The following is a 24942-nucleotide window of genomic DNA, read 5'->3' as shown; positions in this document are numbered from 1 at the left end:
CCGACAAAACCGTTCCGCAGCGGATGAGAAATAGAAATCACTAACCCGGCGCCGTGCAGACCGACGGACGTGACCGACACGGCCGCGTCCGGACCGGACCGAACGAGTGACGCCGATTCGAACGTGGCGGCAGCCGTGCGCACCGACGGCGGCGCGGCGACGACTACCCGAGTCGACCCTCACGTGAAGATCCTGAACGAGCGCGTCGTCGCTCGTGCGAAGGCCCGCGGCCTCGACGTCTTAGTGTACGCGCCGCATTTCGTCCGCCTGCCGACGATCCGCGAGCGCGCGGAACGCTTCTCGGACGACGACCTGCTCGTCGTCCCCGCCCGCGAGGTGTTCACCGGCTCCTGGCGGAATCGGAACCACGTCCTCGCGATCGGGCTCTCCGAGCCGGTCCCGGACTTCATCTCGCTCGACGGCGCGCTCGCGGAGTTCGACAGACAGGGCGCGGCCGTGCTCGTCCCCCACCCGAACTTCCTCAACGTGAGTCTCGACCGCGAGACGATCGCAGCCTTCGCCGAGCGAATCCACGCCGTCGAGACGCACAACTTCAAGGTGCCCTCGCGGCAGAACCGCCACGCTCGAAGCCTCGCGAACGACGTCGGTCTTCCGGGGTTCGGCTCCTCGTACGCCCACCTCCGCGGCAGCGTCGGCGAGGTGTGGACGACGTTCGAGCGCGCGATCGACTCCGCGACCGACCTCGTCGACGCGCTCCGAGAGCAAGCGCCCCGTCGCGTCCTCCGGCGCAGCGGCCTCTCTCACACCGTTCGCGGACTGACCGAGTTCGCGCACCTGGGCTATGAGAACTCCTGGGGGAAGATCGACCGACTGTTTCTCTCGGGAATGGAGCCAACCCATCCGGGACACGTCGCCTACGAAAATCGATTCGACGACGTCAGAGAGTACTGACCTTCGTCTCGGAGATCGGTTCAGTGCCGTTCGTTCACAGTCCGACGAGGACCCCGAACGTGTTCGTCGCCTCCGCCAGCGACGTGTCGAGCGCGAAGACGTAGTTGTGGACGAGCGCGAGCAACACCAGTTCGAGCACCGTCACGAGGACCGTCACACGGATCGCCCAGCTGCTCGACGTCGCCACGCCGGTCGGGAGGTCGTACTCGGTGGCCGAAAGCGGGTAAAAGAGCGCGATCCCGCGCTTCGAGCCGACCATATCGAGGAGGTAGTGGGTCGCGACCCCGATCCAGACGAACTGGAGGTTCCCGAAGACGTAGGGAAACGCGAGGAAGATGGCCAGGATCGGCAGATTGTGCAGCGTCTTTCGGTGCCGCCCGAACGCGGTGTCGACGTCGGGAAAGAGCGCGCCGAGGACGACCGGCAGCGACAGTTCCGCGACCGACCAGGCGGTGTCGCTGGCGAGCGTCACGGCGGCGTCGACCGTGATGGCCCCGCTCTCCCCCCCGACGAGCGGTCCCGACGTCGGGTCCACCGAGAGAATCACCCCGAGCCCGATCGCCAGGAGCGCCCCGTTCAGCACGTGCCCGTCTTTGTTCATCGGCTGTGAGTCTGCGTGCCGGCCCTACAAACGTTGTGTCTCATCGAGCGCCGCGCCGTCGGCCACTTATGCGCCCGTCAGACCGTCTCGGCTACGTCTCCACGGCGACGAGGAGTGTTTCGAGCGCCTGCCGTGCGATCTGCTCTTTGATCTCGGTCCGACCGCCGTCGAACTCGTAGCGCTCGACGCGCGTGTAGGACTCCCCTGTTCCCCACTCGCCCCGGTAGGCGACGCCGATGAAGACGGTCCCGACCGGCTTCTCGGCGGTGCCGCCGTCCGGCCCGGCGATCCCGGTGGTCGAGATTCCCCAGTCGGTCCCGGCGGTGTCGCGGACGCCGGCCGCCATCTCGTGGGCCACCGGCTCCGAGACCGCCCCGTGTTCGTCCAGCGACTCCCGTGAGACGCCGAGCGCAGTCAGTTTCGCGTCGTAGGAGTACGTCACCAGCGAGCGGTCGAAGTAGTCCGAAGAGCCGGGGACGTCGGTCAGGAGCGACCCGATCAGGCCGCCCGTGCACGACTCGGCGACGGCGACCGTCTCGCCCGTCTCGCGGAGGACGTCGCCGATGCGAACTTCGATCGGGGGATCGGATGCGAACTCTCGCATACCCGTGTTGTGGGTGGCGACCAGTAAAGAACGCCCGCACGGCGCGGTCGAAAAACACACCCCTCTCGCATCCGTCGCCGCAGACGAGATGACAGAGACGGACGACGCGTACGACGAACCGCTCTTCTATCGCGTCATCCAGTACGCCGTCGCCGCCGACCGCGACGTCGTGACGATGGTCTCGGGGAATCCTGACTGGGGGCCACCGGAGGCGCTCCGAGATGGGCTCGAATCCTACGCCGACAGCGACCCGCGAGACTTCCAGTACCCGGCGAGCGAGGGACTCGGTGCGCTCCGCGAGGCGATCGCGGAACGGCGGAACGTCGAGGAGTCGCGGCTGGTCGTCACCAACGGCGCGGCCGAAGCGAACTACCTCGCGATGGCGGAGGCGATGGAGCGTGGATCGGGGTCGGAGTTCCTCCTGACCGATCCCGTCTACCCGTACTACCCGGGGAAGGCGACGATGCTCGGTGGCGACGTGAGGCGCGTGCCCGTCCACGACGACGGCCACGTCGACGTCGCGGGGATGCGCGAGGCGGCCTCGGCCGACACGGCGATGATCGTGCTCAACACCCCGAACAACCCCACCGGCACCGTCTACAGCCGCGACGCCGTCGCCGAGATCGCGGACGTCGCCGCCGCGAACGACGCCCTCCTCCTCGTCGACGAGGTGTACGACCACTTCGACTTCACCGGACGCTTCGAGAGCGCGCTCACGCTCGATCGCGAGCACGTCGTCGTCACCTCGTCGTTCTCGAAGTCGATGGGGGTCACGGGCTTTCGCGTCGGCTACGGTGTCTTCCCCGACCACCTCGTCGGCGACGCGAGAGCGCGGCATATGCTCGTCAACGTCACCGGGAGCCGCCCCGCGCAGGCGGCCGTCGCCAACGCCCTACAGGAGACACCCCCGTCGTACTACGAGTCCGTCCGCGACACGCTCCGCGAGCGGATCGACGCGTTCACCGACGCGCTCGATTCGGCCGGCGCGGACTACACCACCCCGGAGGGCGCGTTCTACGTCCTGGCGCGGTTCGAGGACTTCCCGGGGACGATGGCGAACGTCGAGCGACTGATCGACGAGGCCGGGGTCGCGGGGATGCCCGGCGAAGCGTTCGGCGAGGCCTACGACGACTGGATCCGTTTTGCGCTCTGTACCGACCGGGCGGCGGAGGCGGCGGACCGACTCGCCGCGTACTTCGACGACCGCTGAAGGCTGCGGGCGGTGCAAGCGTACGCTGAGCGGACCGCGTCGGCCCGGGCGACTCTCGCATCCGCCGACCGAGAAGTACACAAGTCCGTATCTCGTCCCCCCTCGTATGTCGAGTATCGACGTCGACGCCGCCGACGAGGGCGACGACGCGCGTACCGAGAGCGACTCGCCGGAGGAGAGCCACGACCACACCGTCGACGTCGAGGCGGTCGATCACGTCGACCCGATCGAAGACGCCGAGGACGCGACGGGGCTGCCCGACCAGGTCGACGCTCCCGACTACGTCCTCTACGGCGGGAAAGGGGGAGTCGGCAAGACGACGATGGCGGCCTCGACGGCGCTCGCCTCCGCGGCCGCGGGCACGGCCACGCTCGTCGTCTCTACGGACCCGGCGCACTCGCTGTCGGACACGCTCGACGTCGACGTGCCGGCCGAGCCGACGCGGATCCGCGAGGAGATCCCGCTGTACGCCGCCGAGATCGATCCGGACTCGGTTGTCGCCGGCCCGTTCGGCGGCGAGGCCGGACCGGGGGCGGCCGGACCGGGCGCTGCGGGCGATGCAGGCGCAGGAGCCGGGTTCGGGTCTGACGCCGACGCCAGCAGCGGATTCGATCAGAACGCGGACGTCGAGGACAATCCCTTCGCCGGCGGCGACGCGGCCGGCGCGGGGGCGTCGCCCTTCGGCGACCTCGGCGGGATGGAGGACCTCATCGGCGGCGCGATGGGGCCGGGGTCGATGCCCGGCGCCGACGAGGCGGCGGCGATGCAGCAACTGATGGAGTACCTCGACGACCCTCGATTCGACCGGGTCGTCGTCGACACCGCACCCACGGGGCACACGCTCCGACTGCTCGAACTCCCGGAACTGATGGACTCGATGGTCGGCCGCATCGCGAAACTCCGCCAGCAGTTCTCGGGGATGATGGAGGGCGTCAAGGGAATGTTCGGGATGGGCACCGAGGAGAACGCCGCCGCGCCCGACCTCGACGAACTCCGCGAGCGGATCGAACGCCTCCGGACCGTCCTGCGCGACCCCGCGAAGACGGACTTCCGCGTGGTGATGATCCCCGAGGAGATGAGCGTCGTCGAGTCCGAGCGCCTCGTCGAGCGCCTCGACGGCTACGGCATCCCCGTCCAGACGCTCGTCGTCAACCGCGTGATGGAGGACCTCGCTGAGGTGACGAGCGCCGACGTCGACGACCGCTGGGTGGTCTCGCCGGACTTAGAGCACTGTGAGTTCTGTCAGCGTCGCTGGCAGGTCCAGCAGGACGCCATCGGTCGCGCGACAGAACTGTTCCGGAGTCGGGACGTAAAGCGCGTGCCGCTCCTCGCCGAAGAAGTCCGCGGCGAGCGGGCGCTCCGCGTCGTCGCAGCGTGTCTGGAGTAGCGAAGCGCGCAGAACCGCGCGCTAGAGTTTTCTGAGGTACCGGTAGGCGGTGTCGAGCCACCGCGCGGGGAGGTGCCGCGCCAGCACCGTGACCCGTGCGGCCGTTCCGGGCTGATACCGGGGTCGCGGCTTCGTCGAGGAGGCGGCGTCGAGGATGTCCTCTGCGACCCGTTCGGCCGAGATTGCGCCGAGTCCGCCGCCGCCGATCAGTTGCGTGTCCGAGAAGAGCTCGTAGAAGGACTCGTACGCGCCCGAGCGTTCGATGCCAGGGATATCGTCGGCATCGTCGTCGTCGCCTCTGTCCCCGTCGTCGCCGTGGACCTCACGCTCGACGCGGTCTGTGAACTGCGTCTCGACCGGGCCGGGTTCGACGACGACGACGTCGATGCCGTACTCGTCGACCTCGTTGCGGAGCGCGTCGCTCATCGCTTCGAGCGCGAACTTCGACCCGGCGTAGACGCCGCCGCCGGGGAACGAGACCCGCCCCGCCGCGCTGGAGACGTTCACGACGGTGCCGTCCTCCTGTTCGCGCATATGCGGGAGGACCGCGCGGAGCAGTCGGTGCGGCCCGTAGACGTTCACCTCGAACTGTCGGTGGACCTGCTCGGTGGGGACGTCTTCGACCGGCCCCATCTGCCCGAAGCCGGCGTTGTTGACGAGACAGGAGATGTGACCCTCCTCTTCGATGATGCGGTCGACTACGCGGTCGACGTCGTCTTGGTCGGTGACGTCCAGGGTGGCGATGTTGCAGCCCTTCTCACCGAGCGTCTCGATGTCTGCTGGGTTGCGGGCCGTGGCGTAGACGCACCAGTCCTCCTCGAGGAAGGCGAGCGCCGTGGCGCGACCGATGCCGGACGAACAGCCGGTGATGAGGACCGTCTTCGGATGCACGATCCGAGCAACGACCCGCGCGGTGTTAATTGTGTGCGGTTCACGGCAGGCCGCCCGCCCCGGTGCGCGCCGGCGTCGGCCCGTTGCCACACGCTTAACTTTCTGCCCGGGGTGGTCCGAGTATGCGATTCGATCGACGGTCCGGGGTCTTCCTCCACGTCACCTCCCTGCCCGGCCCACACGGCATCGGCGACCTGGGCAGCGGCGCCCGCACGTTCCTCGATTGGCTCGCGGACGCAGCGCAGTCGTACTGGCAGTTCTGCCCGGTCGGCCCGACCGCGTCGGTCCACGGCGACTCGCCGTACCAGGCGTACTCCGCGTTCGCGGGGAACCCGCTGCTCGTCAGCCTCGACCGACTCGTCGACGCCGGGTATCTGGACGAGGCGGACATCGAACCGGTCCCCTCGTTCCCGACGCACGACGTCGAGTACGACCGCGTCCGCGAGTACAAAACCGCGACGTTGCGGCTCGCGGCCGAGCGGTTCCACGCCGACGCGGACGACGCCGACCGCGAGGCGTTCGCGGCGTTCCGCGAGCGCGAGTCGGCCTGGCTCGACGACTACACGCTGTTTATGGCGTTGCGGACGCGGTACGACGGCGCGTGGACGTCGTGGCCCGAACCGATCCGGACGCGCGACCCGGACGCGCTCGCGACCCACCGCGAGGAGTTGGCCGACGAGGTGGCCTACCGCGAGTTCGTCCAGTTCGTCTTCGATCGCCAGTGGCGTGCGATGCGAGAGTACGCCGGCGAGCGCGGCATCGACCTCGTCGGTGACCTCCCGATCTACGTCGCGCTCGACAGCGCCGACGTCTGGGCGAACCCGGAGGCGTTCGATCTGACCGACGACCACGAGCCGGCGGCGGTCGCCGGCGTCCCGCCGAACCCCGGCGACGAGGGTCAGCGCTGGGGGAACCCCGTCTACGACTGGGACGCGCTCGCGGCGAACGGCTACGACTGGTGGCTCGCGCGACTCGAACGCCTCCTCGAACTCGTCGACGTCACGCGCATCGACCACTTCAAAGGCTTCGACGAGTACTGGGCGATCCCCGCCGACGCCGAGTCGCCGGCGGCTGGCGAGTGGCGCGACGCGCCGGGCGTGGACTTCTTCGAGGCCGTCGAAGCGGAACTCGGCGAACTGCCGTTCGTCGTCGAGGACCTCGGATTCCTCGATCAGGGGCTCGTCGACCTCCGCGAGCGCTTCGACTTCCCGTCGATGCGCGTGCCTCACTACGCCGACTGGTGCCGCGAGGGCGATATGTACCAGCCGATGCACTACCCCGAAAACAGCGTGGGCTACACCTCGACGCACGATACGAACACCCTCGTCGGATACTACGACGCGCTCCCGCCGCGTCAGCGCGACTGCCTCGAGTACAACATCGGCGCAGACGGTTCGGAGATCCACTGGTCGATGATCGAGGCAGTCTGGCGCTCGGACGCCGTGCTCGTCTTCACGACGATGCAGGACGTCCTCGGCCTCGACAAACACGCGCGATTCAACCGCCCGGGAACCGCGCTGGGCAACTGGACGTGGCGCTGCACCGACGAGGCGTTCGAAGACGACACCGCGGCGCGGCTCGCGCGCGCCACCGACGAACACATTCGGAACTGAGCACTACGCTTCCTGCCGCCCAGTTCCCACCCGCTCCTCGACGCATCGAAACCCCGATACGCGCCTGGGCCGTCCACTGTCCCGATGACGTTCGAATCCGGCGCGATCCCGCTCTCCTCGATCCCTGGGCCGTTCGATCTCCAGGCGACGCTCGAAAGCGGCCAGTCGTACCTGTGGGACCGCGCCGACGGGCGGATGTACGAGTCGATGGACGTCTACGGCGGCGACGCGTGGTACGAGACGGTCGTGCCGCCGGTCGACGGCGTCACCGACGAGGACGTCGTCGTCCGCGTCCGCCAGCGCGACGGCGACCTGCTGTGGGAGGCGACGACCGACCCCGTGCCGCTTTTGACGCACCTGCTGCGCCTCGACGACGACCTCGACGCGATCTACGCGGCGACGCCCGACGACGACCTCATCGAGCGCGCCTACGACGCCTACCGCGGGATGCGACTGGTCCGCGATCCGCCGTTTCCCTGTCTCGTCTCGTTCATCTGCTCGGCGCAGATGCGCGTCTCGCGGATCCACGGGATGCAGATGGCGCTCGCCAGTGAGTTCGGTACGCACCACGAGGTCGACGGCGAGACCTTCGAGGCGTTCCCGACGCCTGCGCAGTTGGCCGCACAGAGCGAGGACGACCTCCGCGACCTGAAACTCGGCTACCGCGCGCCCTACGTACAGCGGACCGCAGCGATGGTCGCCGACGGCGAGGCGCACCCGAGAGAGGCGGTCGGCCGCGACTACGAGGACGCTCGCGAGCATCTGACGCAGTTCGTCGGCGTCGGCGACAAGGTCGCAGACTGCGTGTTACTGTTCTCGCTCGGCTATCTGGAGGCGGTCCCACTCGACACTTGGATACAGAGCGCCATCGCCGAGCACTTCCCCGAGTGCGACCGCGGCAACTACACCGAGACGTCGCGCGCCCTCCGCGAACGCCTCGGCGGCGAGTACGCCGGTTACGCCCAGACGTACCTCTTTTACTACCTCCGCGCCCGCGGCGACGACTGACCGGCGATCGGTTCGATCAGATATTGGTATCGATCGGCGAACCTTTGATGCCACGGGCGACCGTACTATCCTGTATGGACTGCAGAGTCGTCGTCGAGGCCGCGATACCGGTGTACGACGTGGCGACGCCCGACGAGGCGATTCGGATCGCCATCTCGAAGACGGGCGAGATGCTGAATCCGGATCTGAGCTACGTCGAGATCTCGATGGGTTCGCGCACCTCGCCCGACGGCGAGGAACTCCCGCCGGCGTTCATCGCGGCCGACGAGGCGCTCGTCGCGCTGGAACTGGAGATGACGGTCTTCAACGTCGAACAGGAGGAACACGCCTCCCGGATCGCCCGGAAAGAGATCGGCCAGCGGCTCGAAAACGTCCCGCTGAAGGTTCTCTCGGTCGAGCCCGTCGAGGAGGGTGACGAGAGCGACGAGGACGCGACAGGCGAGGATGAATCCAACAAGCACGACGGAAACGGCGCGGGCTCCGAGACCGAAGACCGCTCGACCGACGATTCGGGAGACGACGACCTCATCCCCGAGTTCGACGACCTCGTCGAAGACGGCTGATCGGCGTTGCGGACGGGTGACCGCGCGCGGTTCTTCTCTCTAGGTACGCATCCGTGACGGCCGACAGTATCGTGAGGCTGCAGTGCTCACCGCGAGATATGGCGAACGAGACGCTGTACGATCGACTCGGCCAACGTGAGGGGATTCGCACCGTCGTCGACGACTTCTACGACCGACTCGTCGCGGACGAGGAGATAGGCCCGTTCTTCGAGGACGCTGACGTCGAACGTCTCCGACAGACACAGACCGACTTTCTGTGTGAGGCCGCAGGTGGACCCGAAACGTACGACGCCGCCCCGGTCCGCGAGGCCCACCTTCACGTTCCGTTCACCGAAGAGCACGTCGAGCGCGCTATCGAGCACCTCTCGGACAGTCTCGACGCGTTCGACGTTCCGGAAGACGACGCCGCGAAAGTCGTGCAGGCCGTCGCGGCGTACGAGGAGGAGTTACTGGCGCGCGCGGACCGGTGAGCAGGCGGCTACAGACGCGATCGTAGGGAGATCGGATGCGACGCGCGTGGGTGCGCCGGCGGACGACGGCCCCCGTGTGTCGCTGTGGCTATCGCTCTGAGACGTGGTGTGCGGAGGATGCGGCGAGTCGTCGGGGATCAGTCGGCGGCGGCTGCGACGCGGTCCTGCTCGACTTCGTCCATCGAGGAGGTGATTCCTTTGACCAGTTTAAAAACGGCGGCTTTGTGATCGGTTTTCGACTTGTGAATCGAGGTCGGTCGGACGCCGAGTTCGTTGTATGCTTCGAGCGAAACTTCCTCGTCTTCCCACGCTTCGACCTGTGTGTGTACTTCCGCAAGCAGGCCGTGAAGGTGGATGAGCTCCTGCTTCTTCATGAGCAAAAGTCTGTTGAGACTCGAAGAATATATTACTATCCTGAGTCTCGTTAACACGGACCTGCCGAATATCCCGATGAAACGCCCCGAATCGACCGATTTCAGGTCGACAATGATGAAGGATTCCGGGACAGCCCACCGATCATCCGGTTATTATTGGACGAGTGTCATTAGTCGTTATGCCGTTCTATACACTAGGGACGTAAAAAGTGTTTCTAGAAGTACACGAACGACGGCAAGACCGACAGTATATGAACGCTTTACACCACGCGGCCCCATAACGAGGGTATGGACTACGACGATCAACTCGACCGCGCACTCGACCAGTCGCCCGACATCGCCGAAGGTGGAGATCGGTTCGAGGTCCCGGATCCGGAGGTCCGCCAGGAGGGCAACGCCACGGTCTGGGAGAACTTCGAGTCGACGCACGACCGGCTCGCGCGCGACCCGGATCATCTAGTCCGGTTTCTGCAGTCGGAACTCGGGACGAGCGCGCAGATCGACGACCGCGGCCGCGCGCGCTTCACGGGCGACTTCAAACAACGACGGGTCGCGGAGGCGCTCGAAACGTACGTCGACGACTTCGTCACGTGCAGCGAATGCGGATCGCCGGACACGCGACTCGTCGAAGAGCGCGGCACGACGATGCTGAAATGCGACGCCTGCGGCGCGCTCTCGACGGTCCCTGACCTCTGATACGGTCGCGAGACCGGACCTGGTTCGCACCGAGGTCCGTGGCACGGTGTCGGTCGCCGCTGCCGCGGATCGTCCGCACCGCCGCCGCTTTACTCGAACTGTTTTACGGTGTCGAGGTCGCGTTCGGTCCGCATAAACTCCGCGAGCCGGCGGGTCGCACCGCAAGAAGAGCACGTGTAGTTTTCACGGTGATTGGGTAGCGACGTCGGCTTCGCCTCCCAGCCTTTCCCGCATTCAGGACACAGCAGTCGGACAAACGCTTCGACCATAGCCCAATCGACTCCCGGTACGTCAATAAAGGTTGTTGCGCCGGCCCCGTCCACGGGCGAATAGCTGCCCGACAGGGGCCGTCTCGGGCCGCTCGTCCGCGTGGCCGATTCGACCCGCTACGTCTCCTCCCGATCCGGTACGTCCTCCCTCGGCGCTGCGTCGTCGCCTACGCGAGCATCCCCGGGTCGTCGACCTCGAGGAGCTCTTTGTACCGGTTACGGATCGTGACCTCGGAGACGTCGGCGACCTCGCTGACCTGGCTCTGGGTCACCTTCTCGTTGGTGAGCAGGGCGGCCGCGTAGACGGCCGCGGCCGCGAGGCCGACCGGCGACTTCCCCGAGTGGATCGCGGCCTGCTTCGCGTTTCGGAGCAGCTGTCGCGCCTGTCGTTCGGCCTCGTCCGAGAGGCCGAGTTCCGAGGCGAACCGGGGGACGTACTGTTCGGGGTCTGCGGGCTCGACTTCCAGTTTGAGCTCGCGGACGACGTAGCGGTACGTCCGAGTCAACTCCATCTTGTCGACGCGCGAGACGCGCTCGATCTCGTCGAGCGAGCGGGGCGTCCCGGCCTGCCGGGCTGCGGCGTACAGCGCGGCGGTTGCGACGCCCTCGATCGAACGGCCGGGAAGTAGGTCTTCGCTCAGCGCGCGGCGGTAGATGACCGACGCGGTCTCCCGGACGTTCTCGGGGAGGCCGAGCGCCGAGGCCATCCGGTCGATCTCGCCGAGCGCCTGCTTGAGGTTCCGCTCTTTCGAGTCGCGCGTGCGGAAGCGCTCGTTCCACGTGCGGAGGCGTTGCATCTGCTCGCGCTGTCGCGACGACAGCGAGTTGCCGTAGGCGTCTTTGTTCTGCCAGCCGATGTTGGTCGACAGCCCCTTGTCGTGCATCAGGTTCGTCGTCGGCGCGCCGACGCGAGACTTGCGGTCGCGCTCGGCGCTATCGAAGGCCCGCCACTCGGGACCGCGGTCGATCGAGCCCTCGTCGACGACGAGGCCACAGTCCGCACAGACCGTCTCGCCGCGGGCTTCGTCGGTGATGAGCGTGCCGCCACACTCCGGGCAGACGTGCTCTTCTGCTTCGGTCTCCGCTTCGTGGGCGTGCTCTTCGTGCTCGCTCTCGGTGCGTTCTCCGTCGGTCCGCGTTTCAGTGTTGTGGGTTGTCACTTGTGTATCGTCCTCGCGTTCGTCCGCTTGCCGTGTGCTGCGGCCCGCTACGTGCTCTCTGGTGCGTGTGTCACTCATGATGGGGAGGGAGGTTCGTTCGCGACCGGGAGGAATAAGAGAGAATCCGGCCCGAACTGACCTTACTATCTGTAAGTACCCAAAGTATTTAAATATTTTGGCAGCTGAAAGCCGATTAATCACGATCTTTGAGCCCCAATACGTGCATATTAGCCCTCGAACGGTCTGCCACCGGTGGCCCGCCAAGACTATATATACGTTCCGAAGAGTTCGGGTGGTCGCTCAGAGCCAGCCCTCTCGACGAAAGTGAACGAGCAATATTGCCGTGACCAGTCCCATTCCGCCGACGACTGCGGGATAGGCGTACGGCCACGTCAGTTCCGGGAGGTTCGTCGCGTGATCGCCGAAGTTCATCCCGTAGACGCCGACGACGAACGTCAGCGGGATGAAGATCGTCGCGACGACAGTCAACCGCTTCATCACCTCGTTCGTGGATTGGGAGACGACGTTGAGGTAGATGTCGCGCGTTCCACGCGTGAGATCCCGATACGTCTCGGTGAGATCGACGATCTCGACCAGGTGGTCGTAGACGTCGCGGTAGAACTTCTCTGTCGGTTCGCTGACGCGCTCGGCGTCGCCACGCGCCAGCACTCCGACCGCTTCCCGCATCGGCCAGACGACTTTCCGGAACGAGAGCAAGTCCCGCCGGACGGCGTTGAGTCCCTCGATGAGCTCCTCGTCCGGCGTCGAGAGTATCGCCTCCTCTATCTCTTCGATCGTGTCACCGACGGTGTCGAGCAGGCCGAAGTAGTCTTCGACGGCGTGGTCGATCACGCGGTAGGCCGCGAAGTCCGGCCCCTGCTTCAGCGTCCGACCCTCCTGATTCTCGACGGACTGCCAGACGTCGGAGACGACGTCGACACGACCGGTTTCGGCCGTCACCGTCACGAGCCAGTCGCTGCCGAGAAACAGCCCGATCGGCTGCGTCCGGATCTCCTCGTCGAACGTCGTCTCGCCTCGTTCGAGCGCGACCGTCTTCACTAACACGAACGTGTGGCCCTCGAACTCTGCGGTCTTCGGCCTGACGTCGCCGCGAACGTCCTCCATCTCTAGCGCGTGCAACGAGAACGCCTCGGCGACCATATTCTCTTCTTCCCGTGTCGGCGCACTCACTCGGACCCACGTCGTTCCGGGGGCTTCGCGTGCCGCTCGGAGATCCGATTCTGTCTCGATCACGTGGTGGTCGACGCGTCCAACGTCGTAGACGATCGCCGAGATCACGCCGCCCCACCCCCGTCGTAACCGACGGCGTAGAGTGTCACACCGACCATCACGCCGACGAGCGTCGCCGATCGTCCCGGATACGGCGCGGCGACACCGACCGCGTACCCGACGAGAGCGAGCGCGGTGAGCGCGATACCGATCAGCCGCGTTCGTCGCATAGCTGACACTCTCGGAGCGGGGACAAAAGCGTTGTTCGGGTCAAAAACGGGTACGGTGCGCGCTTCGGCGTCGTCATACTGTCAGACAGCAGTTCGTGAATCATATTGGCACCGACGGGGTGCCGATAGTTTCACAGAGTTCTGTCTGGCAGTCTCAGTCCGAGACCGGGTGTTCGAGCGCGCGCATCATCGACAGGACGTTCTCCTCCTCGCCGTCGAGCTGCTGGGGGTAGACGCCGATCGCGAGGACGAAGTCCTCACCGTCGCGGTACTTCGTCACGTGAACGAAGACGTCGATCTCTCGGCCCTCTACGGTCGCCGTTCCCGCGAATTTCGTCACCGTCGTCTCGGTCCCCTGGACGGTGATGTTCCGTTCGCTCACCTGCCGGATGTCGCTCAGGCCGGAGTAGCGCTGCTGGACGAACTCGACCAGCCGCGCGTTCGAGAACTGCCCGATCGGGTTGAGCGTCTGGCCGGCAATCTCGACGGCGGGCGTCGAGACCACGGTGAAGACGCCGAGGCGTGTCTCGCCCAGCGGGCCGAGGTCCAGACTCTTATCGTAGCTTGTGACCTGGTTCGTGGCGACGACGCGGCGTTCCTGTCCGGCGACCTCGAACGTCCGGTTCACCGTGAGTTCCCGCGTCCCATTCGACTCGTACCCCGCTTCTTCGACTGCCGAATCAGCGACGGCAGCCGGTTCCGCGGTGAACGTGAGCGCTTCGCTTCCAGTGAGAAAGCCGATACAGCCGCTCGTCGAGAGCAGGAGCGCGACGGCGACAGCGGCTACCACGCGACGGTTCGATATCACGATCGGAGGTACTCACCCGATCGGGTTTAAATCCGCGGGTCGACCCCGACGTCGACGATAGCAGCATTTGCACGTCATCACCCGCCCGATCGCCCGACAGCGTGTGATCGGGTGCGCAATCAGTTGGAAATGCTACGATACCGCTACCCGAGATACGAGACTGAAACGGTGTGTGGGCCAGTCGCAGTCTCCAACGTGACTTCCTCGACCAGTCGTTCCCGGACCTGTTCGCGCCACTCGTCGACAGCCTCCTGATGGCGTTCGCGATGCCGTTCTCGCGTGTAGGGTATCCCCGAGGCGCGGAGTTCGTCTTCGGTGTCGTCGACGGTCGGATACGACGGCGGGTCTGCAACGAACCGCTCGGGGGCGAAGTGTATCGGTGACGGCGCGTCGTCGGAGCCGCTCTCACTGTCGACTGCCACTGCGTCCGTCTCCGAACTGGACGCCGCCTCCTCGTCCGGACCGACGATCCCAGCGTCGTGGATCCGCGCTCGCATACGACCCGAGAAGGGCGGCGTCACGCGCAGCACGACCGCCCGCTGGCTCCGGGACGCCGCTTCGAGTCCGTCGACGACGTCCGCTGTCGTCACGGCGAGCGATCTGATCCGATGCGGGTCCGTCGCAGACGACGCCGAATCCGCAGACGAGAGTGGACGAGAGGGGTCCTCTCCCGTCCCATTATGCCCGGTCATGTCACCCCGCGCCCCACCGCGCGGTATCGGTCGCTCCGAGGTCACCGTTGCACTCGGGACACCGAGCGCGGAACGAGCCAGGGGAGACGCGAAAGCCGCAGTCCTGACAGACGAACGATTGTCGACCACTCATCACACCGCCTGAAAGGATTCTGGCGTGTTAACTCTTGCCGTGATATGTTCACGAACAGTCGCATTTGTATTGTACTATAGTGTGAATACCGTACAAGAATAACCGGACGAATCACAATCTATTCCTGCTCACAGACAACTGTTCTGTGCAATGAGCAGTTTGGGGGACGACACGCGGTTACGCATCGACGGGGTCATCCGCCGTGTTCACGAGGCACTCGTGGAAGTGAAGACACGAGACGAACTCGAAGCCGCAGTCTGTCGAGCCTTTGCGGACTCTGAGCCGTACGTCTTCGCCTGGATCGGGGTACACGATACCGACACCAACGTCGTCGTTCCGAGCGCGATTGCAGGGGCGGGACAAGAATATCTCGACGAGATCTCGATCGCGCTCGACGACTCTGCGGAGGCGAACGGCCCGACCGCGGTGGCGCTCCGCACCGGCACGACGCAGATTATGCAGCGCATTCGGGACGACCCGGACTACGAACCCTGGCGCGAGCAGGCGCTTGCCCGCGGGTTCGAGTCGAGTGCCGCTATCCCCCTCGTCGAAGGCCATCGGACGTACGGCGTCTTGAACGTGTACTCCGGACGGCCCGAGGCCTTCGAGGCGTCCGAACAGACGCTCCTGGCAGAACTCGGCGCGACGATCGGGACCGCGATCGGCGGCATCTTGGCCCGCGAAGACCTGGAGGCCCAGAAGCGTCAGTACGAACAGCTCACAGAGCGCATCTCGGACGCGTACTACGCCGTCGACTCGGAGTGGGAGATCACGTACTGGAACGACCAGATGGCCGATCGAACCGACGTGTCGGCCGCGGACGCCCTCGGCGAACGGCTCTGGACGGCGTTCCCCGAGATCGTCGGGACGGACGCCGAGTCGAACTACCGGGCTGCGATGGAGACGAACGAGCCGCAGTCGTTCGAGATGTACGTCGAAGCGCCGTTCGACTACTGGGTCGAAGTCGACGTCCACCCCGACGACGACGGCCTCTCGATCTTCTCACGGGAGATCACAGAGCGCAAACAGCGCGAACGGGAACTCACGGAAGCAAAGCGTCGCCTCGACGCGATCGTACACAACACGTCCGAAGCCATCTACATCAAGAACCGCGAGAGCGAGTACATCTTCATCAACGAGGTCGGTGCTGACATCTTCGATGAGACGCCCGAGACGGTCGTCGGCAAGACCGACGACGAACTGTTCGACACCGAGAGCGCCGACGCGATCAGAGCCGACGACCGCCACGTCTTCGAGAGCGGAACCGGGGAGACGTGGGAGCGCGTTCGCTACGTCGATGGGACTGAACACGTCTTCATCGACAACAAGTTCCCCTACCGCGACCAGTCCGGCGAGATCATCGGACTCGTCGGCGTAAGCCGCGACATTACTGAACGCAAGGCGTACGAACAGCAACTCGAAGAGCAGCGCGACGGCCTCGACCTGTTGAACAAGGTCGTCCGACACGACATCAGGAACAACCTCCAGGTCGTGCTCGGTTACGGCGACCTGCTCGGGCCCCACGTCGACGCCGACGGGAACGAGCATCTGACCAAGATTCTGAACAACGCCGAGTCGGCAGTCGAACTGACCCACACGGCGGCCGACCTCGCGGAAGTGATGGTCCATCCGGACCGCGACCCGACCCGTGTCTGCTTGGACGACATCCTCCAGACGCAGATCACCGAGGTCCGTGAGACGTTCGACGACGCCACAGTCGCAGTGGCGGGGTCGTTGCCGGCGGTCGAGGTCCTGGCCGACGATATGCTCTCGTCGGTGTTTCGAAACCTGCTGAAGAACGCCGTCCAGCACAACGACAAGGACGTTCCCGAAGTGACGGTCTCGGCGGCCGTCGACGACGACGCGGGGGCGGTCACCGTGCGCGTCGCCGACAACGGCCCCGGGGTCCCCGAGGACCTCCGACCGTCGATCTTCGGGAAAGGCGAGAAGGGTCTCGACAGCGAGGGCACGGGCGTCGGACTCTATCTCGTTCGCACGCTCGTCGAGGCCTACGGCGGGGACGTCTGGATAGAAGACGAGACGGCGGGACGGCCCGCCGACACGCGTACAGCGTCCGCCGCTGCGACCGACGCCGAGGGCGCGGTGTTCGCCGTCGAACTCCCGATCGCCTGAGCGGCGACGGCCGCGAACCATCGACCGCCGACTGCCTTCGAGAATACATATACGAGTCCGTCCGCAAGGACGGGTATGAGCGATCAGCGTCCCGAAAGTGCGGGATGGTTCGTCGACGTCGATCCGGGGGACCTCGACGCCGGCGCGGCGGCGATCTACGACCGAACGGCCGAGCACCCTCGGGACTGGCCGGCCGAAGCGGTCCGGGCGGGCTTCGCTGCCGACGAAGCCGACTACTACGACGCGCTCCACGAGGCGACGCTCGCGGCGACCCGCGAGGCCGTCCAGGAGCGCGAGCGCTCGGACGACAAACAGCTCACGCACGCGGTCCGCGCGATGGACGACGCCGAGCGAACCGCGAACGAACTCGCCGAGCGTCTCGCCGAGTGGGCGGGCACGTTCGACCGCGACGTCCCCGGCGGCGTCGACGGCGCCCGCGAGGTCGCAGCGTGGACTCCCGAGACGCCCGCCGAGGAACGCGTCGTCTCACTCGCCGAGCGGGTCGTCGATCTCGACGACGAGCGCGCCGACCTCCGCTCGTTCGTGGAGTCACACGCCCCCGACGTCGCCCCCAACCTCGCCGAGATGGCCGGTCCCGTCCTCGCAGCGCGACTGCTCTCGCTCGCCGGCGGACTGGAGTCGCTGGCGAAAAAGCCCGCCGGGACGGTGCAGGTGCTCGGCGCGGAGGACGCGCTCTTCGCGCACTTGCGCGGCCGCGGCTCCTCGCCGAAACACGGCGTCATCTTCACGCACGAGTACGTCCGCGGGACCCACCCCGACCACCGCGGGTCGGCCGCGCGGGCGTTCGCCGGCAAGCTCGCGATCGCGGCTCGGATCGACTACTACTCGGGCGACTTCAAGCAGTCCGTCCACGACGACCTCACAGAGCGGATGGCGACGATCCGCGAGCGGGAGGTGAGCCAATGAGCCCCGCGCTCCCTTCCGGCGTCGAGCGCCGGCGATTCGACGGCCGCGAGCGACTCGCCACCCGCGGTGACCCGGTCTACGGCGAACCGCAGGACGACGAGGGCTGGCGCGCGTGGGACGCCGGGCGGTCGAAACTCGGTGCGATGCTCGAACTCGGGATGGACCTCGGCATCGACGGCGACGACGGCGTGCTCTATCTCGGCGCGGCCTCGGGCACGACCGTCTCGCACGTCGCGGACTTCGCCGGCCCGACGTACGCCGTCGAGTTCGCCCCGCGCCCGACGCGTGACCTCGTCGGCGTCGCCGAGCCGCGGCCGAACCTCTTCCCGCTGCTGAAAGACGCCCGCGAGCCGGAGACGTACGCGCACGTCGTCGAATCCGATCTGGACTGTCTGATCCAGGACGTCGCGACCCGCGGGCAGGCGACCGTCGCGCTGCGGAACCGGGAGTTCCTCGCGCCGGACGGCCGGCTGCTCGCCGCGTTCAAGGCGCGGAGCGAGGACGTCCTCAGCGACCCCGCGGAGGTCTTCGACGACGTGCTCGCCGAACTTCGAGCGGGCTACGAGATTCTCGAAACCCAGCGGCTGGACCGCTTCCACGACGATCACCTCGCGGTCGTCGCCGAGCCGCGACCGGAGGGGTCCGAGTGAGCGCGTCGACGACCGCGTCGGTTCCGGGAGCGGCGCCATCGGCCTCCGGCCGACGGTCGCCCCCGGCGCGGATGGGCGAATCGTTCGCCGCAGCCCGCGACATATTTAATCGGCCGCCGCAAACCACGTGCCGATGGAGCTAGGGTCGGCGGACGCCTTCGACCGGATGGGCACGCTCGGCGTCGAAGAGGAGTTCTACATAGTCGACGAGCGGGGCTACCCGGCGTCGGGCATCTCGGATCTCGTCTACGATCATCCCCCCGGAGGAATCCTCGAGGACCGAATCGACCACGAACTGTTCCAGTTCACGATCGAGACGCAGACGCCGCTCATCGAGGACGTCGACGCGGTCGAGGGGACGGTCCGTGAGGTTCGCGAGGCTCTCGTCGATCACGCCGCCGAACACGGCTATCGGATCGCGGCCGCCGGACTCCACCCGGCCGCGAAGTGGCGCGAACTCGACCACGCCACGAAGCCACGGTACAAGTCTCAGCTGGACCGCATCCAGTATCCCCAACACCGCAACACGACCGCCGGCCTCCACGTCCACGTCGGCGTCGACGACGCCGACAAGGCGACGTGGATCGCCAACGAGCTCCGCTGGTACCTCCCGCCGGTGCTCGCACTTTCTGTCAACTCCCCGTTCTGGAACGGCTTCGACACCGGATTAGCATCCGCTCGTGCGAAGATCTTCGAGGCGCTCCCGAACACGGGAATGCCGACGTACTTCGAGGACTTCGAGACCTACCAGCAGTTCGAGCGCAAAATGGTCGAACTCGGATCGATCGAGGACCGCGGGGAACTCTGGTACGACGTGCGGCCACACACGGGCCACGGAACCGTCGAAGTCCGCACGCCCGACGCCCAGACCGACCCGGCGGCGACCGTGGCGTTCGTCGAGTACGTGCACGCGCTCGTCGAAGACCTCGCCGCCCGCTACGAGGACGGCGAGTCGGGGACAGACATCCGCCGAGAGATCCTCGACGCCAACAAGTGGCACGCGATCCGCTACGGCTACGACGCGTCGTTCATCACGCGCGACGTCGAAGACACGATCACGCTCGGCGAGTTCGTCGCTGCCGAGTCCGACCGCCTCGGCATCGACAGCCTCCGGACGCGCTTCGAGATGGAGAGCGGCGCGGCGTGGCAGCGTCGGATCCACGAGGAGGAAGGACTCGACGCACTCTGTGAAGCGCTCTGTCTCGACTGATCCCGAGAAAGGCTTTTGTCTCGCGAGTTTTGACCTTTCGACTAGAACACGATGTCCCCTGACGAGCCGACAGACGACAGCGAGAGCGACGGAACCGACCGACTGACCGACGAGGACCACGATACTGCGGCGAGCGACGACGAGGTGGGTATCGACATCGAGGTTGGCGAGGATACCTATCACGGGGGCGATAGCGAGGGAGAAGCAGACGAGAGTGCGCGTGCGCGCCTCGAAGCAGAGGCTGACCGCGCCGTCTCGGAGTTCGACGAGGGCATCGTCGACCTCCTCGCGTGGCTCCTCGACACGGAGACCCGCGCGCGGATCTACGTCTATCTCCGGAAGAATCCCCACTCGACGAGCGAGGAGGTCGCCGACGGGACTGGACTGTACCCGAGCACCGTCCGCGAGGCGCTCGCCGAACTGCACGACGAGGAGACCGTCACCCGTCGCAAGCGCGAGAGCGCCGGCGCGGGCAACAACCCCTACGAGTACACCGCGATCGCTCCGAGCGAACTGGTCCGCGGCGTCGCCGAGCAGGTGCAGTCGGAACTGAACACCGTGTTCAACCTCGACCGCCGGCTCGGTGGTGACGCGGACGACGAGGGCGAGACGAGCGTCGGGCCGGTCACGATCACTGTCGGCGAGGATGGCGACGACGCGAAGCACGACGACGCTCACGACGCGAGTGACGAGGGCGACGGCGACGAGGATGAAGGCGGCGAAGACGACAGTGAACAGGCCTAGCACGCCGGTCGACGGCCACCGCTTCCGCGCCATTTTTAACGTTCCCCGGGAGACGTATCCTCAATGACCGGGCCTTGGACGGAGTGGGACCACGTGCTGAAAGTGGACCCGGACAAAGATCTCGTCGACGGCGAGACGTTCGAAGACGTCTGTGAGACTGGAACCGACGCGATCGAGATCGGGGGAACGCTCGACATCACGACCGACAAGATGCAGCGCGTCGTCGACGCGTGTTCGCGCTACGACGTGCCGCTGTACCAGGAGCCGTCGAATCCCGGGGTCGTCATCGAATCCGAGGACCTCGACGGCTACCTCGTCCCGACGGTGTTCAACGCCGAGTCCTCGTTTTGGGTGACCGGCGCACACAAAGAGTGGGTCCGTATCGACGGCCCCCTCGACTGGGACCGGACGACGACGGAAGCCTACGTCGTGTTGAATCCCGACGCGTCCGTCGCCGAAGTGACCGAGGCCGATACCGACCAGACCGCCGAGGACGTCGCCTCGTTCGCGGCCGTCGCCGAGAAGATGTTCGGTCAGGAGATCATCTACATCGAGTATTCGGGTACCTTCGGCGATCCGAAGAAGGTCGCAGCCGCCCGCGACGCGCTCGAAGAGTCGACGCTGTTCTACGGCGGCGGGATCCACGACTACGACACCGCCTACGAGATGGGGCAGAACGCCGATACGATCGTGGTCGGCGACCTCCTCCACGACGAAGGTGTCGACGCCGTTCGGGAAACCGTCGAAGGCGTCAAAGACGCCCACGCCGAAGCCGTCGTCGAGTAGCGCGCTCTGCTCCGGCCTTCACTCCCCGCCGCTATTTTCGCCGCTCTACCGCGCGTTTCGTCGCCGTCTTGGCTCTCGCCCTCGTATGCGTTTTTGCGTCTACCCGGATGACCGATCGCTTGAGCCGTGGGCACCGCTCGCAGTTCCGTGCGGGGACGACACACTTCGGGTCCGAACCGACCGTTTTTAAGACCGGGCGGTCGGTAACACGGAGTATGCAAGGCAGAACCTTCACGGCCGACGCCGAGCCTGGCGACGAGGTCACTGTCGCTGGCTGGGTCCACGAGGTCCGTGACCTCGGCGGGATCGCCTTCCTGATCCTCCGAGACAAGTCTGGGAAGATTCAGATCAAACTCGAAGAGGACTCGATGGACGCAGATCTCGTCGAGACCGGACTCGACGTCTCTCGCGAGAGCGTCATCACCGTCACCGGCTCGGTGAAAGAGGAGCCGCGCGCGCCGACCGACGTTGAGATCATCCCCGAGAGCATCGAGGTGCTCGCGGAGTCCGACACCGAACTGCCGCTCGACCCCTCCGGGAAGGTCGACGCCGAACTCTCGACGCGGCTCGATAACCGAACGCTCGACCTCCGCAAGGAGGAAGTGAAAGCGATCTTCGAGATCCGCGCGGAGATCCTCCGCTCCGTCCGCGACGCCTTCCGCGACATCGGCTGTACGGAGATCAACACGCCGAAGATCGTCGCCACCGGGACCGAAGGCGGCACCGAGCTGTTCCCGATCACCTACTTCGGCGAGGAAGCCTTCATGAACCAGTCGCCGCAGCTGTTCAAGCAGCTGATGGTCGGCTCCGGCCTCGAACGCGTCTTCGAGATCGGCCCGATCTTCCGCGCCGAAGAGCACAACACGCCGCGGCACCTCAACGAGGCGACGTCGATCGACTTCGAGTCGGCGTTCGTCGACCACACGGAGGCGATGGACGCCTGCGAACACGTCGTCAAGAGCGCTTACGAGGGCGTCGCAGAGAACTGCCAGCGTCAGCTCGAACTCCTCGGTCTCGACGAGGAGTTCGAGGCGCCCGAGGGCGACTTCCCGCGGCTCACCTACGAGGAGGCCATCGAACGGATCAACGCGACGGGCGAACTCGACGAACAGCTCGTCTGGGGCGACGACCTCCCGACCGAGGGCGAGCGCGCGCTCGGCGAGGACGTCGGCGAGCACTACTTCATCACCGACTGGCCCAGCGAGATCAAGCCGTTCTACATCAAGGACCACGACGACGACGAGCAGCTCTCGACGGGGTTCGATATGATGCACCCGCGGATGGAGCTCGTCTCCGGCGGGCAGCGTGAACACCGCTACGAGCACCTCGTCGCCGGCTTCGAGCAGCAGGGTCTCGACCCCGACCAGTTCGAGTACTACACGAAGATGTTCAAATACGGGATGCCGCCGCACGCCGGCTGGGGTCTCGGCGGCGAGCGTCTCGTGATGACGATGCTCGGACTGGACAACATCCGGGAAGCCGTGCTGTTCCCGCGAGACCGCCAGCGTCTGAGCCCCTAGCGCGCAAGCGCCGCTGTCGAGCGGGAGCCAGAAAAGCGAGCGAAGTGAGCTTTTCGCTGTTCCCGCGAGACCGCCAGCGTCTGTCGCCGTAAGCGACGACGCGACACCGATCGCGGGGGCAAGCGATTCCTTCGGAATCGCCCCGTTCCCGCGAGACCGCCAGCGCCTGAGCCTCTAGCGCGAAGGCGTGACAGATCAACGAGACGAGCGTCAGCGAGTCTCGTCAGGCCGCCAGCGTCTGTCGTCGGAGTCGAAGCCGTCTCGTCTCTCTCCGTTCGCGAGCAGTGACGGCCGTCCAGCAGTCGTGCGTGACGCCTGTGGATGCAACCTCCGCCCGCCGAAACCGCGCCCGATTTAACGGCGCGTGCGCAACCGACGCACGATGACCGACGAGGCGACGGCGTTCGTTCCCGGGCACGTCACGGGGTTTTTCAGCGCGCACCCGGACGAGGACCCGTTAGTTGCGGGCTCGCGCGGTGCGGGCATCACCCTCTCACACGGCGTCGAAGTGCGGATCGAACGCGACGCCGGAGCCTCGGACGTGACGCTCAACGGCGAGGTGCTCACCGTCGACGCCGTCGATGCCGTGCTCGACGCGCTCGGCGCGACCGACGCGGCTGTGACTGCCGAGACGCCGCTGCCGCTCGGGGCCGGCTTCGGCGTCTCCGGTGCGATGGCGCTCGGGACCGCCTACGCGGTCAACGCGGCGTACGATTGTCTTCGAACCGAGAACGACCTCGTCGCCGTCGCCCACCGCGCGGAAGTCGAGGCGGGGACGGGCCTCGGCGACGTGGTTGCGCAGGCCCGCGGCGGGCTCCCGATACGGCTCGAACCGGGCGCGCCCGAACACGGCCGGCTCGACGGCGTCCCGGCCAGCCCGCGCGTCGAATACCTCTCGTTCGGCTCGGTCTCCACCGAAGAGGTCCTCTCGGGTGACACCCGCGCGCTGACAGCTGCGGGAGAGCGTGCGCTCGCGGACCTCCGCGAGCGCCCCACGCCTGGCCGTCTCGTCTCCCTGTCGCGCCGCTTCGCTCGCGAGGCCGACCTCCTGACCGACCACGTCGCCGACGCCATCGCGGCCGTTCGCGCCGCGGGCGGCGACGCGGCGATGGCGATGCTGGGTGACACCGTGTTCGCGTTCGGAGGGGACCTCTCGTCGGCGGGATACGACCCCGAAGTTTGTTCCGTCCACGCCGCGGGGGCGACGCTTCGCGCGCAGGGCGCACGCGACGCCGACGCCTGAGCGAATCAGACACCTGAGGTTGCCACCGACGGTCCGCGACCGACGCGTGACGGCTGCTGTGGCTGCTCGCCGAATCGGCTCGCTTTTTGTTTGCCCCGTAAATATCGGGGTATGAGCGAGATCGACGTCCCGGAGAGCCACCCCCGATACGAGTCGCTGCTCACGCGACACCGCATCGAAGCGGGCGTAGAGAAGGGGATCACGAGCAAGCAGGGCCTCATCGCCGAGGGCCGCGGCGAGGCGTTCGACTACTTGCTCGGCGAACAGACGACGCCGTCGGCCGATCGAGCCGAGCGCGCCGCCGCCGCGTTGCTGCTTCTCGCGGACCAGCCGGTCCTCTCGGTCAACGGCAACGCCGCCGCGCTCGTCCCCGGCGAGATGATCGAACTGGCGTCGGTGGTCGGGGCCGACATCGAGGTCAATCTGTTCAACCGGACGGACGAGCGGATGCAGGCCATCGTCGAACACCTCCGCGAGCACGGCGCGGCCGAGGCGGGCGTCGAGATCAAGGGGCTCACCGCCGACGCCCGGATCCCCGGGCTCGATCACGAGCGCGCGAAAGTCGACGCCGACGGCATCGGATCGGCCGACGTCGTGCTCGTGCCGCTCGAAGACGGCGATCGGGCCGAAGCGCTCGCCGAGATGGGGAAACGAGAGGTCGTGATCGACCTGAACCCGCTGTCGCGTTCGGCACAGACTGCGACGGTGCCGATCATCGACAACATCCTCCGCGCGGTGCCGAACATCACCGAACACGCGCGGACGCTACAGGACGTCTCACGGGAGGAACTGGAGACGATCGTGCGCGAGTTCGACCGCGAGCGCGCGCTCGCGGCCGCCGAGGACGCGATTCGTTCCGGCACGCTCGAGTGAGCGTC

Annotated in this window: 28 protein-coding genes; 17 read left to right on the top strand and 11 right to left on the bottom strand. The window is 66.5% G+C overall.

Features of this window, described 5'->3' with window-relative positions; genetic code table 11:
- Positions 1–135 precede the first annotated feature (135 nt).
- The gene (locus D3D02_RS05140; RefSeq protein WP_121569193.1) at positions 136–912 is read left to right on the top strand and encodes a PHP-associated domain-containing protein; all 777 of its coding nucleotides are present in this window, start codon (positions 136–138) and stop codon (positions 910–912) included.
- A gap of 34 nt (positions 913–946) precedes the next feature.
- Here D3D02_RS05140 and D3D02_RS05135 read toward each other — a convergent pair whose 3' ends face one another.
- Complete coding sequence (locus tag D3D02_RS05135; protein ID WP_121568918.1) at positions 947–1513, bottom strand: metal-dependent hydrolase; 567 nt, start codon at positions 1511–1513, stop codon at positions 947–949.
- 91 nt (positions 1514–1604) lie between these two features.
- Positions 1605–2117 (bottom strand): CinA family protein, encoded by a 513-nt coding sequence (locus D3D02_RS05130; RefSeq protein WP_121568917.1) that lies wholly within the window; start codon positions 2115–2117, stop codon positions 1605–1607.
- Positions 2118–2205: 88 nt separating this feature from the next.
- Between D3D02_RS05130 and D3D02_RS05125 the strand changes: the two genes are divergently transcribed.
- Together D3D02_RS05125 and D3D02_RS05120 are read left to right on the top strand one after the other, a co-directional pair.
- Positions 2206–3327, top strand: a complete 1122-nt coding sequence (locus D3D02_RS05125; protein WP_121569192.1) for a pyridoxal phosphate-dependent aminotransferase — start codon at positions 2206–2208, stop codon at positions 3325–3327.
- A gap of 106 nt (positions 3328–3433) precedes the next feature.
- Positions 3434–4714 carry a TRC40/GET3/ArsA family transport-energizing ATPase gene (locus D3D02_RS05120; protein ID WP_121568916.1) on the top strand — a complete coding sequence of 427 codons (1281 nt, stop codon included), beginning with the start codon at positions 3434–3436 and terminating at the stop codon, positions 4712–4714.
- Positions 4715–4735: 21 nt separating this feature from the next.
- Here the strand turns inward: D3D02_RS05120 and D3D02_RS05115 are convergent, their stop codons facing one another.
- Positions 4736–5605, bottom strand: coding sequence for an SDR family oxidoreductase (locus D3D02_RS05115; RefSeq protein ID WP_121568915.1), 870 nt, complete (start codon positions 5603–5605; stop codon positions 4736–4738).
- 122 nt (positions 5606–5727) lie between these two features.
- Between D3D02_RS05115 and malQ the strand changes: the two genes are divergently transcribed.
- From malQ to D3D02_RS05095, 4 genes are all read left to right on the top strand, one after another.
- Positions 5728–7218, top strand: a complete 1491-nt coding sequence (malQ, locus tag D3D02_RS05110; protein ID WP_121568914.1) for a 4-alpha-glucanotransferase — start codon at positions 5728–5730, stop codon at positions 7216–7218.
- Positions 7219–7302: 84 nt separating this feature from the next.
- Positions 7303–8226: a DNA-3-methyladenine glycosylase gene (locus D3D02_RS05105; RefSeq protein ID WP_121568913.1), complete on the top strand. Its 924-nt coding sequence runs from the start codon at positions 7303–7305 to the stop codon at positions 8224–8226.
- Positions 8227–8300: 74 nt separating this feature from the next.
- On the top strand, positions 8301–8789 hold the full coding sequence (locus D3D02_RS05100; protein WP_121568912.1) for a DUF555 domain-containing protein: 489 nt from the start codon (positions 8301–8303) through the stop codon (positions 8787–8789).
- 98 nt (positions 8790–8887) lie between these two features.
- A complete protein-coding gene (locus tag D3D02_RS05095) occupies positions 8888–9259 on the top strand; it encodes a group 1 truncated hemoglobin (RefSeq protein ID WP_121568911.1) in 372 nt (123 codons plus the stop codon).
- A 137-nt stretch (positions 9260–9396) separates the two neighbouring features.
- On the opposite strand, the gene D3D02_RS05090 is transcribed toward D3D02_RS05095, so the two are convergent.
- Positions 9397–9633 (bottom strand): UPF0058 family protein, encoded by a 237-nt coding sequence (locus tag D3D02_RS05090; RefSeq protein WP_121568910.1) that lies wholly within the window; start codon positions 9631–9633, stop codon positions 9397–9399.
- A 288-nt stretch (positions 9634–9921) separates the two neighbouring features.
- On the opposite strand from D3D02_RS05090, the gene D3D02_RS05085 reads away from it, so the two are divergent.
- Positions 9922–10329 (top strand): translation initiation factor IF-2 subunit beta, encoded by a 408-nt coding sequence (locus D3D02_RS05085; RefSeq protein WP_121568909.1) that lies wholly within the window; start codon positions 9922–9924, stop codon positions 10327–10329.
- Between the two features lie 89 nt (positions 10330–10418).
- Here D3D02_RS05085 and D3D02_RS05080 read toward each other — a convergent pair whose 3' ends face one another.
- From D3D02_RS05080 to D3D02_RS21465, 7 genes are all read right to left on the bottom strand, one after another.
- Positions 10419–10598, bottom strand: a complete 180-nt coding sequence (locus tag D3D02_RS05080) for a hypothetical protein (RefSeq protein WP_121568908.1) — start codon at positions 10596–10598, stop codon at positions 10419–10421.
- Positions 10599–10765: 167 nt separating this feature from the next.
- Entirely contained in the window at positions 10766–11836 is a 1071-nt protein-coding gene (locus D3D02_RS05075) for a transcription initiation factor IIB family protein (protein ID WP_121568907.1), read from the bottom strand.
- Between the two features lie 222 nt (positions 11837–12058).
- Complete coding sequence (gene corA / locus D3D02_RS05070) at positions 12059–13057, bottom strand: magnesium/cobalt transporter CorA (protein ID WP_121568906.1); 999 nt, start codon at positions 13055–13057, stop codon at positions 12059–12061.
- Positions 13054–13218, bottom strand: coding sequence for a hypothetical protein (locus D3D02_RS20850; protein ID WP_199723014.1), 165 nt, complete (start codon positions 13216–13218; stop codon positions 13054–13056). The genes corA and D3D02_RS20850 overlap by 4 nt, the downstream gene beginning before the upstream one ends.
- A gap of 154 nt (positions 13219–13372) precedes the next feature.
- Entirely contained in the window at positions 13373–14023 is a 651-nt protein-coding gene (locus D3D02_RS05065) for a DUF6517 family protein (protein WP_121569191.1), read from the bottom strand.
- A 146-nt stretch (positions 14024–14169) separates the two neighbouring features.
- Positions 14170–14718 (bottom strand): hypothetical protein, encoded by a 549-nt coding sequence (locus D3D02_RS05060; RefSeq protein WP_233560584.1) that lies wholly within the window; start codon positions 14716–14718, stop codon positions 14170–14172.
- A gap of 1 nt (position 14719) precedes the next feature.
- Entirely contained in the window at positions 14720–14851 is a 132-nt protein-coding gene (locus D3D02_RS21465) for a hypothetical protein (RefSeq protein ID WP_255410145.1), read from the bottom strand.
- 150 nt (positions 14852–15001) lie between these two features.
- Here D3D02_RS21465 and D3D02_RS05055 point away from each other — a divergent pair, with 150 nt between their 5' ends.
- The 9 genes from D3D02_RS05055 (at position 15002) to D3D02_RS05015 (ending at position 24937) form a co-directional block, all read left to right on the top strand.
- Positions 15002–16984 carry a PAS domain-containing protein gene (locus tag D3D02_RS05055; protein WP_121568905.1) on the top strand — a complete coding sequence of 661 codons (1983 nt, stop codon included), beginning with the start codon at positions 15002–15004 and terminating at the stop codon, positions 16982–16984.
- A 75-nt stretch (positions 16985–17059) separates the two neighbouring features.
- A complete protein-coding gene (locus tag D3D02_RS05050) occupies positions 17060–17911 on the top strand; it encodes an NOP5/NOP56 family protein (RefSeq protein ID WP_121568904.1) in 852 nt (283 codons plus the stop codon).
- A complete protein-coding gene (locus tag D3D02_RS05045; protein ID WP_121568903.1) occupies positions 17908–18561 on the top strand; it encodes a fibrillarin-like rRNA/tRNA 2'-O-methyltransferase in 654 nt (217 codons plus the stop codon). Before D3D02_RS05050 ends, D3D02_RS05045 begins: the two co-directional genes overlap by 4 nt.
- Positions 18562–18694: 133 nt before the next feature.
- Positions 18695–19771 carry a glutamate--cysteine ligase gene (locus D3D02_RS05040; RefSeq protein ID WP_121568902.1) on the top strand — a complete coding sequence of 359 codons (1077 nt, stop codon included), beginning with the start codon at positions 18695–18697 and terminating at the stop codon, positions 19769–19771.
- 51 nt (positions 19772–19822) lie between these two features.
- Positions 19823–20515, top strand: coding sequence for a winged helix-turn-helix domain-containing protein (locus D3D02_RS05035; protein WP_121568901.1), 693 nt, complete (start codon positions 19823–19825; stop codon positions 20513–20515).
- Positions 20516–20578: 63 nt separating this feature from the next.
- Entirely contained in the window at positions 20579–21301 is a 723-nt protein-coding gene (locus D3D02_RS05030; RefSeq protein ID WP_121568900.1) for a phosphoglycerol geranylgeranyltransferase, read from the top strand.
- A 215-nt stretch (positions 21302–21516) separates the two neighbouring features.
- Entirely contained in the window at positions 21517–22821 is a 1305-nt protein-coding gene (gene aspS, locus D3D02_RS05025; protein WP_121568899.1) for an aspartate--tRNA(Asn) ligase, read from the top strand.
- A 382-nt stretch (positions 22822–23203) separates the two neighbouring features.
- A complete protein-coding gene (locus D3D02_RS05020) occupies positions 23204–24064 on the top strand; it encodes a pantoate kinase (RefSeq protein ID WP_121568898.1) in 861 nt (286 codons plus the stop codon).
- Positions 24065–24175: 111 nt separating this feature from the next.
- Positions 24176–24937, top strand: a complete 762-nt coding sequence (locus tag D3D02_RS05015) for a 4-phosphopantoate--beta-alanine ligase (RefSeq protein ID WP_121568897.1) — start codon at positions 24176–24178, stop codon at positions 24935–24937.
- Positions 24938–24942 lie beyond the last annotated feature (5 nt).

Source organism: Halobellus sp. Atlit-38R, assembly GCF_003665925.1.
Lineage (GTDB): Archaea > Halobacteriota > Halobacteria > Halobacteriales > Haloferacaceae > Haloquadratum > Haloquadratum inordinatus.
The sequence above is the reverse complement of the archived record's forward strand: the minus strand, read 5'-3'. Positions and strand labels throughout refer to the sequence as shown.

Excerpts from the sequence above, each read along its gene's own strand:
- D3D02_RS05045 (WP_121568903.1), top strand. The coding sequence starts at position 17,908 with ATGAGCCCCGCGCTCCCTTCCGGCGTCGAGCGCCGGCGATTCGACGGC.
- D3D02_RS05060 (WP_233560584.1), bottom strand. The coding sequence starts at position 14,718 with ATGACCGGGCATAATGGGACGGGAGAGGACCCCTCTCGTCCACTCTCG.
- D3D02_RS21465 (WP_255410145.1), bottom strand. The coding sequence starts at position 14,851 with ATGAGTGGTCGACAATCGTTCGTCTGTCAGGACTGCGGCTTTCGCGTC.
- D3D02_RS05090 (WP_121568910.1), bottom strand. The coding sequence starts at position 9,633 with ATGAAGAAGCAGGAGCTCATCCACCTTCACGGCCTGCTTGCGGAAGTA.
- D3D02_RS05125 (WP_121569192.1), top strand. The coding sequence starts at position 2,206 with ATGACAGAGACGGACGACGCGTACGACGAACCGCTCTTCTATCGCGTC.
- D3D02_RS05095 (WP_121568911.1), top strand. The coding sequence starts at position 8,888 with ATGGCGAACGAGACGCTGTACGATCGACTCGGCCAACGTGAGGGGATT.
- D3D02_RS05130 (WP_121568917.1), bottom strand. The coding sequence starts at position 2,117 with ATGCGAGAGTTCGCATCCGATCCCCCGATCGAAGTTCGCATCGGCGAC.
- D3D02_RS05050 (WP_121568904.1), top strand. The coding sequence starts at position 17,060 with ATGAGCGATCAGCGTCCCGAAAGTGCGGGATGGTTCGTCGACGTCGAT.
- D3D02_RS05105 (WP_121568913.1), top strand. The coding sequence starts at position 7,303 with ATGACGTTCGAATCCGGCGCGATCCCGCTCTCCTCGATCCCTGGGCCG.
- D3D02_RS05120 (WP_121568916.1), top strand. The coding sequence starts at position 3,434 with ATGTCGAGTATCGACGTCGACGCCGCCGACGAGGGCGACGACGCGCGT.
- D3D02_RS05020 (WP_121568898.1), top strand. The coding sequence starts at position 23,204 with ATGACCGACGAGGCGACGGCGTTCGTTCCCGGGCACGTCACGGGGTTT.
- aspS (WP_121568899.1), top strand. The coding sequence starts at position 21,517 with ATGCAAGGCAGAACCTTCACGGCCGACGCCGAGCCTGGCGACGAGGTC.
- D3D02_RS05015 (WP_121568897.1), top strand. The coding sequence starts at position 24,176 with ATGAGCGAGATCGACGTCCCGGAGAGCCACCCCCGATACGAGTCGCTG.
- D3D02_RS05135 (WP_121568918.1), bottom strand. The coding sequence starts at position 1,513 with ATGAACAAAGACGGGCACGTGCTGAACGGGGCGCTCCTGGCGATCGGG.
- D3D02_RS05055 (WP_121568905.1), top strand. The coding sequence starts at position 15,002 with ATGAGCAGTTTGGGGGACGACACGCGGTTACGCATCGACGGGGTCATC.
- D3D02_RS05035 (WP_121568901.1), top strand. The coding sequence starts at position 19,823 with ATGTCCCCTGACGAGCCGACAGACGACAGCGAGAGCGACGGAACCGAC.
- D3D02_RS05040 (WP_121568902.1), top strand. The coding sequence starts at position 18,695 with ATGGAGCTAGGGTCGGCGGACGCCTTCGACCGGATGGGCACGCTCGGC.
- D3D02_RS05080 (WP_121568908.1), bottom strand. The coding sequence starts at position 10,598 with ATGGTCGAAGCGTTTGTCCGACTGCTGTGTCCTGAATGCGGGAAAGGC.
- D3D02_RS05075 (WP_121568907.1), bottom strand. The coding sequence starts at position 11,836 with ATGAGTGACACACGCACCAGAGAGCACGTAGCGGGCCGCAGCACACGG.
- D3D02_RS05100 (WP_121568912.1), top strand. The coding sequence starts at position 8,301 with ATGGACTGCAGAGTCGTCGTCGAGGCCGCGATACCGGTGTACGACGTG.
- malQ (WP_121568914.1), top strand. The coding sequence starts at position 5,728 with ATGCGATTCGATCGACGGTCCGGGGTCTTCCTCCACGTCACCTCCCTG.
- D3D02_RS20850 (WP_199723014.1), bottom strand. The coding sequence starts at position 13,218 with ATGCGACGAACGCGGCTGATCGGTATCGCGCTCACCGCGCTCGCTCTC.
- D3D02_RS05085 (WP_121568909.1), top strand. The coding sequence starts at position 9,922 with ATGGACTACGACGATCAACTCGACCGCGCACTCGACCAGTCGCCCGAC.
- D3D02_RS05030 (WP_121568900.1), top strand. The coding sequence starts at position 20,579 with ATGACCGGGCCTTGGACGGAGTGGGACCACGTGCTGAAAGTGGACCCG.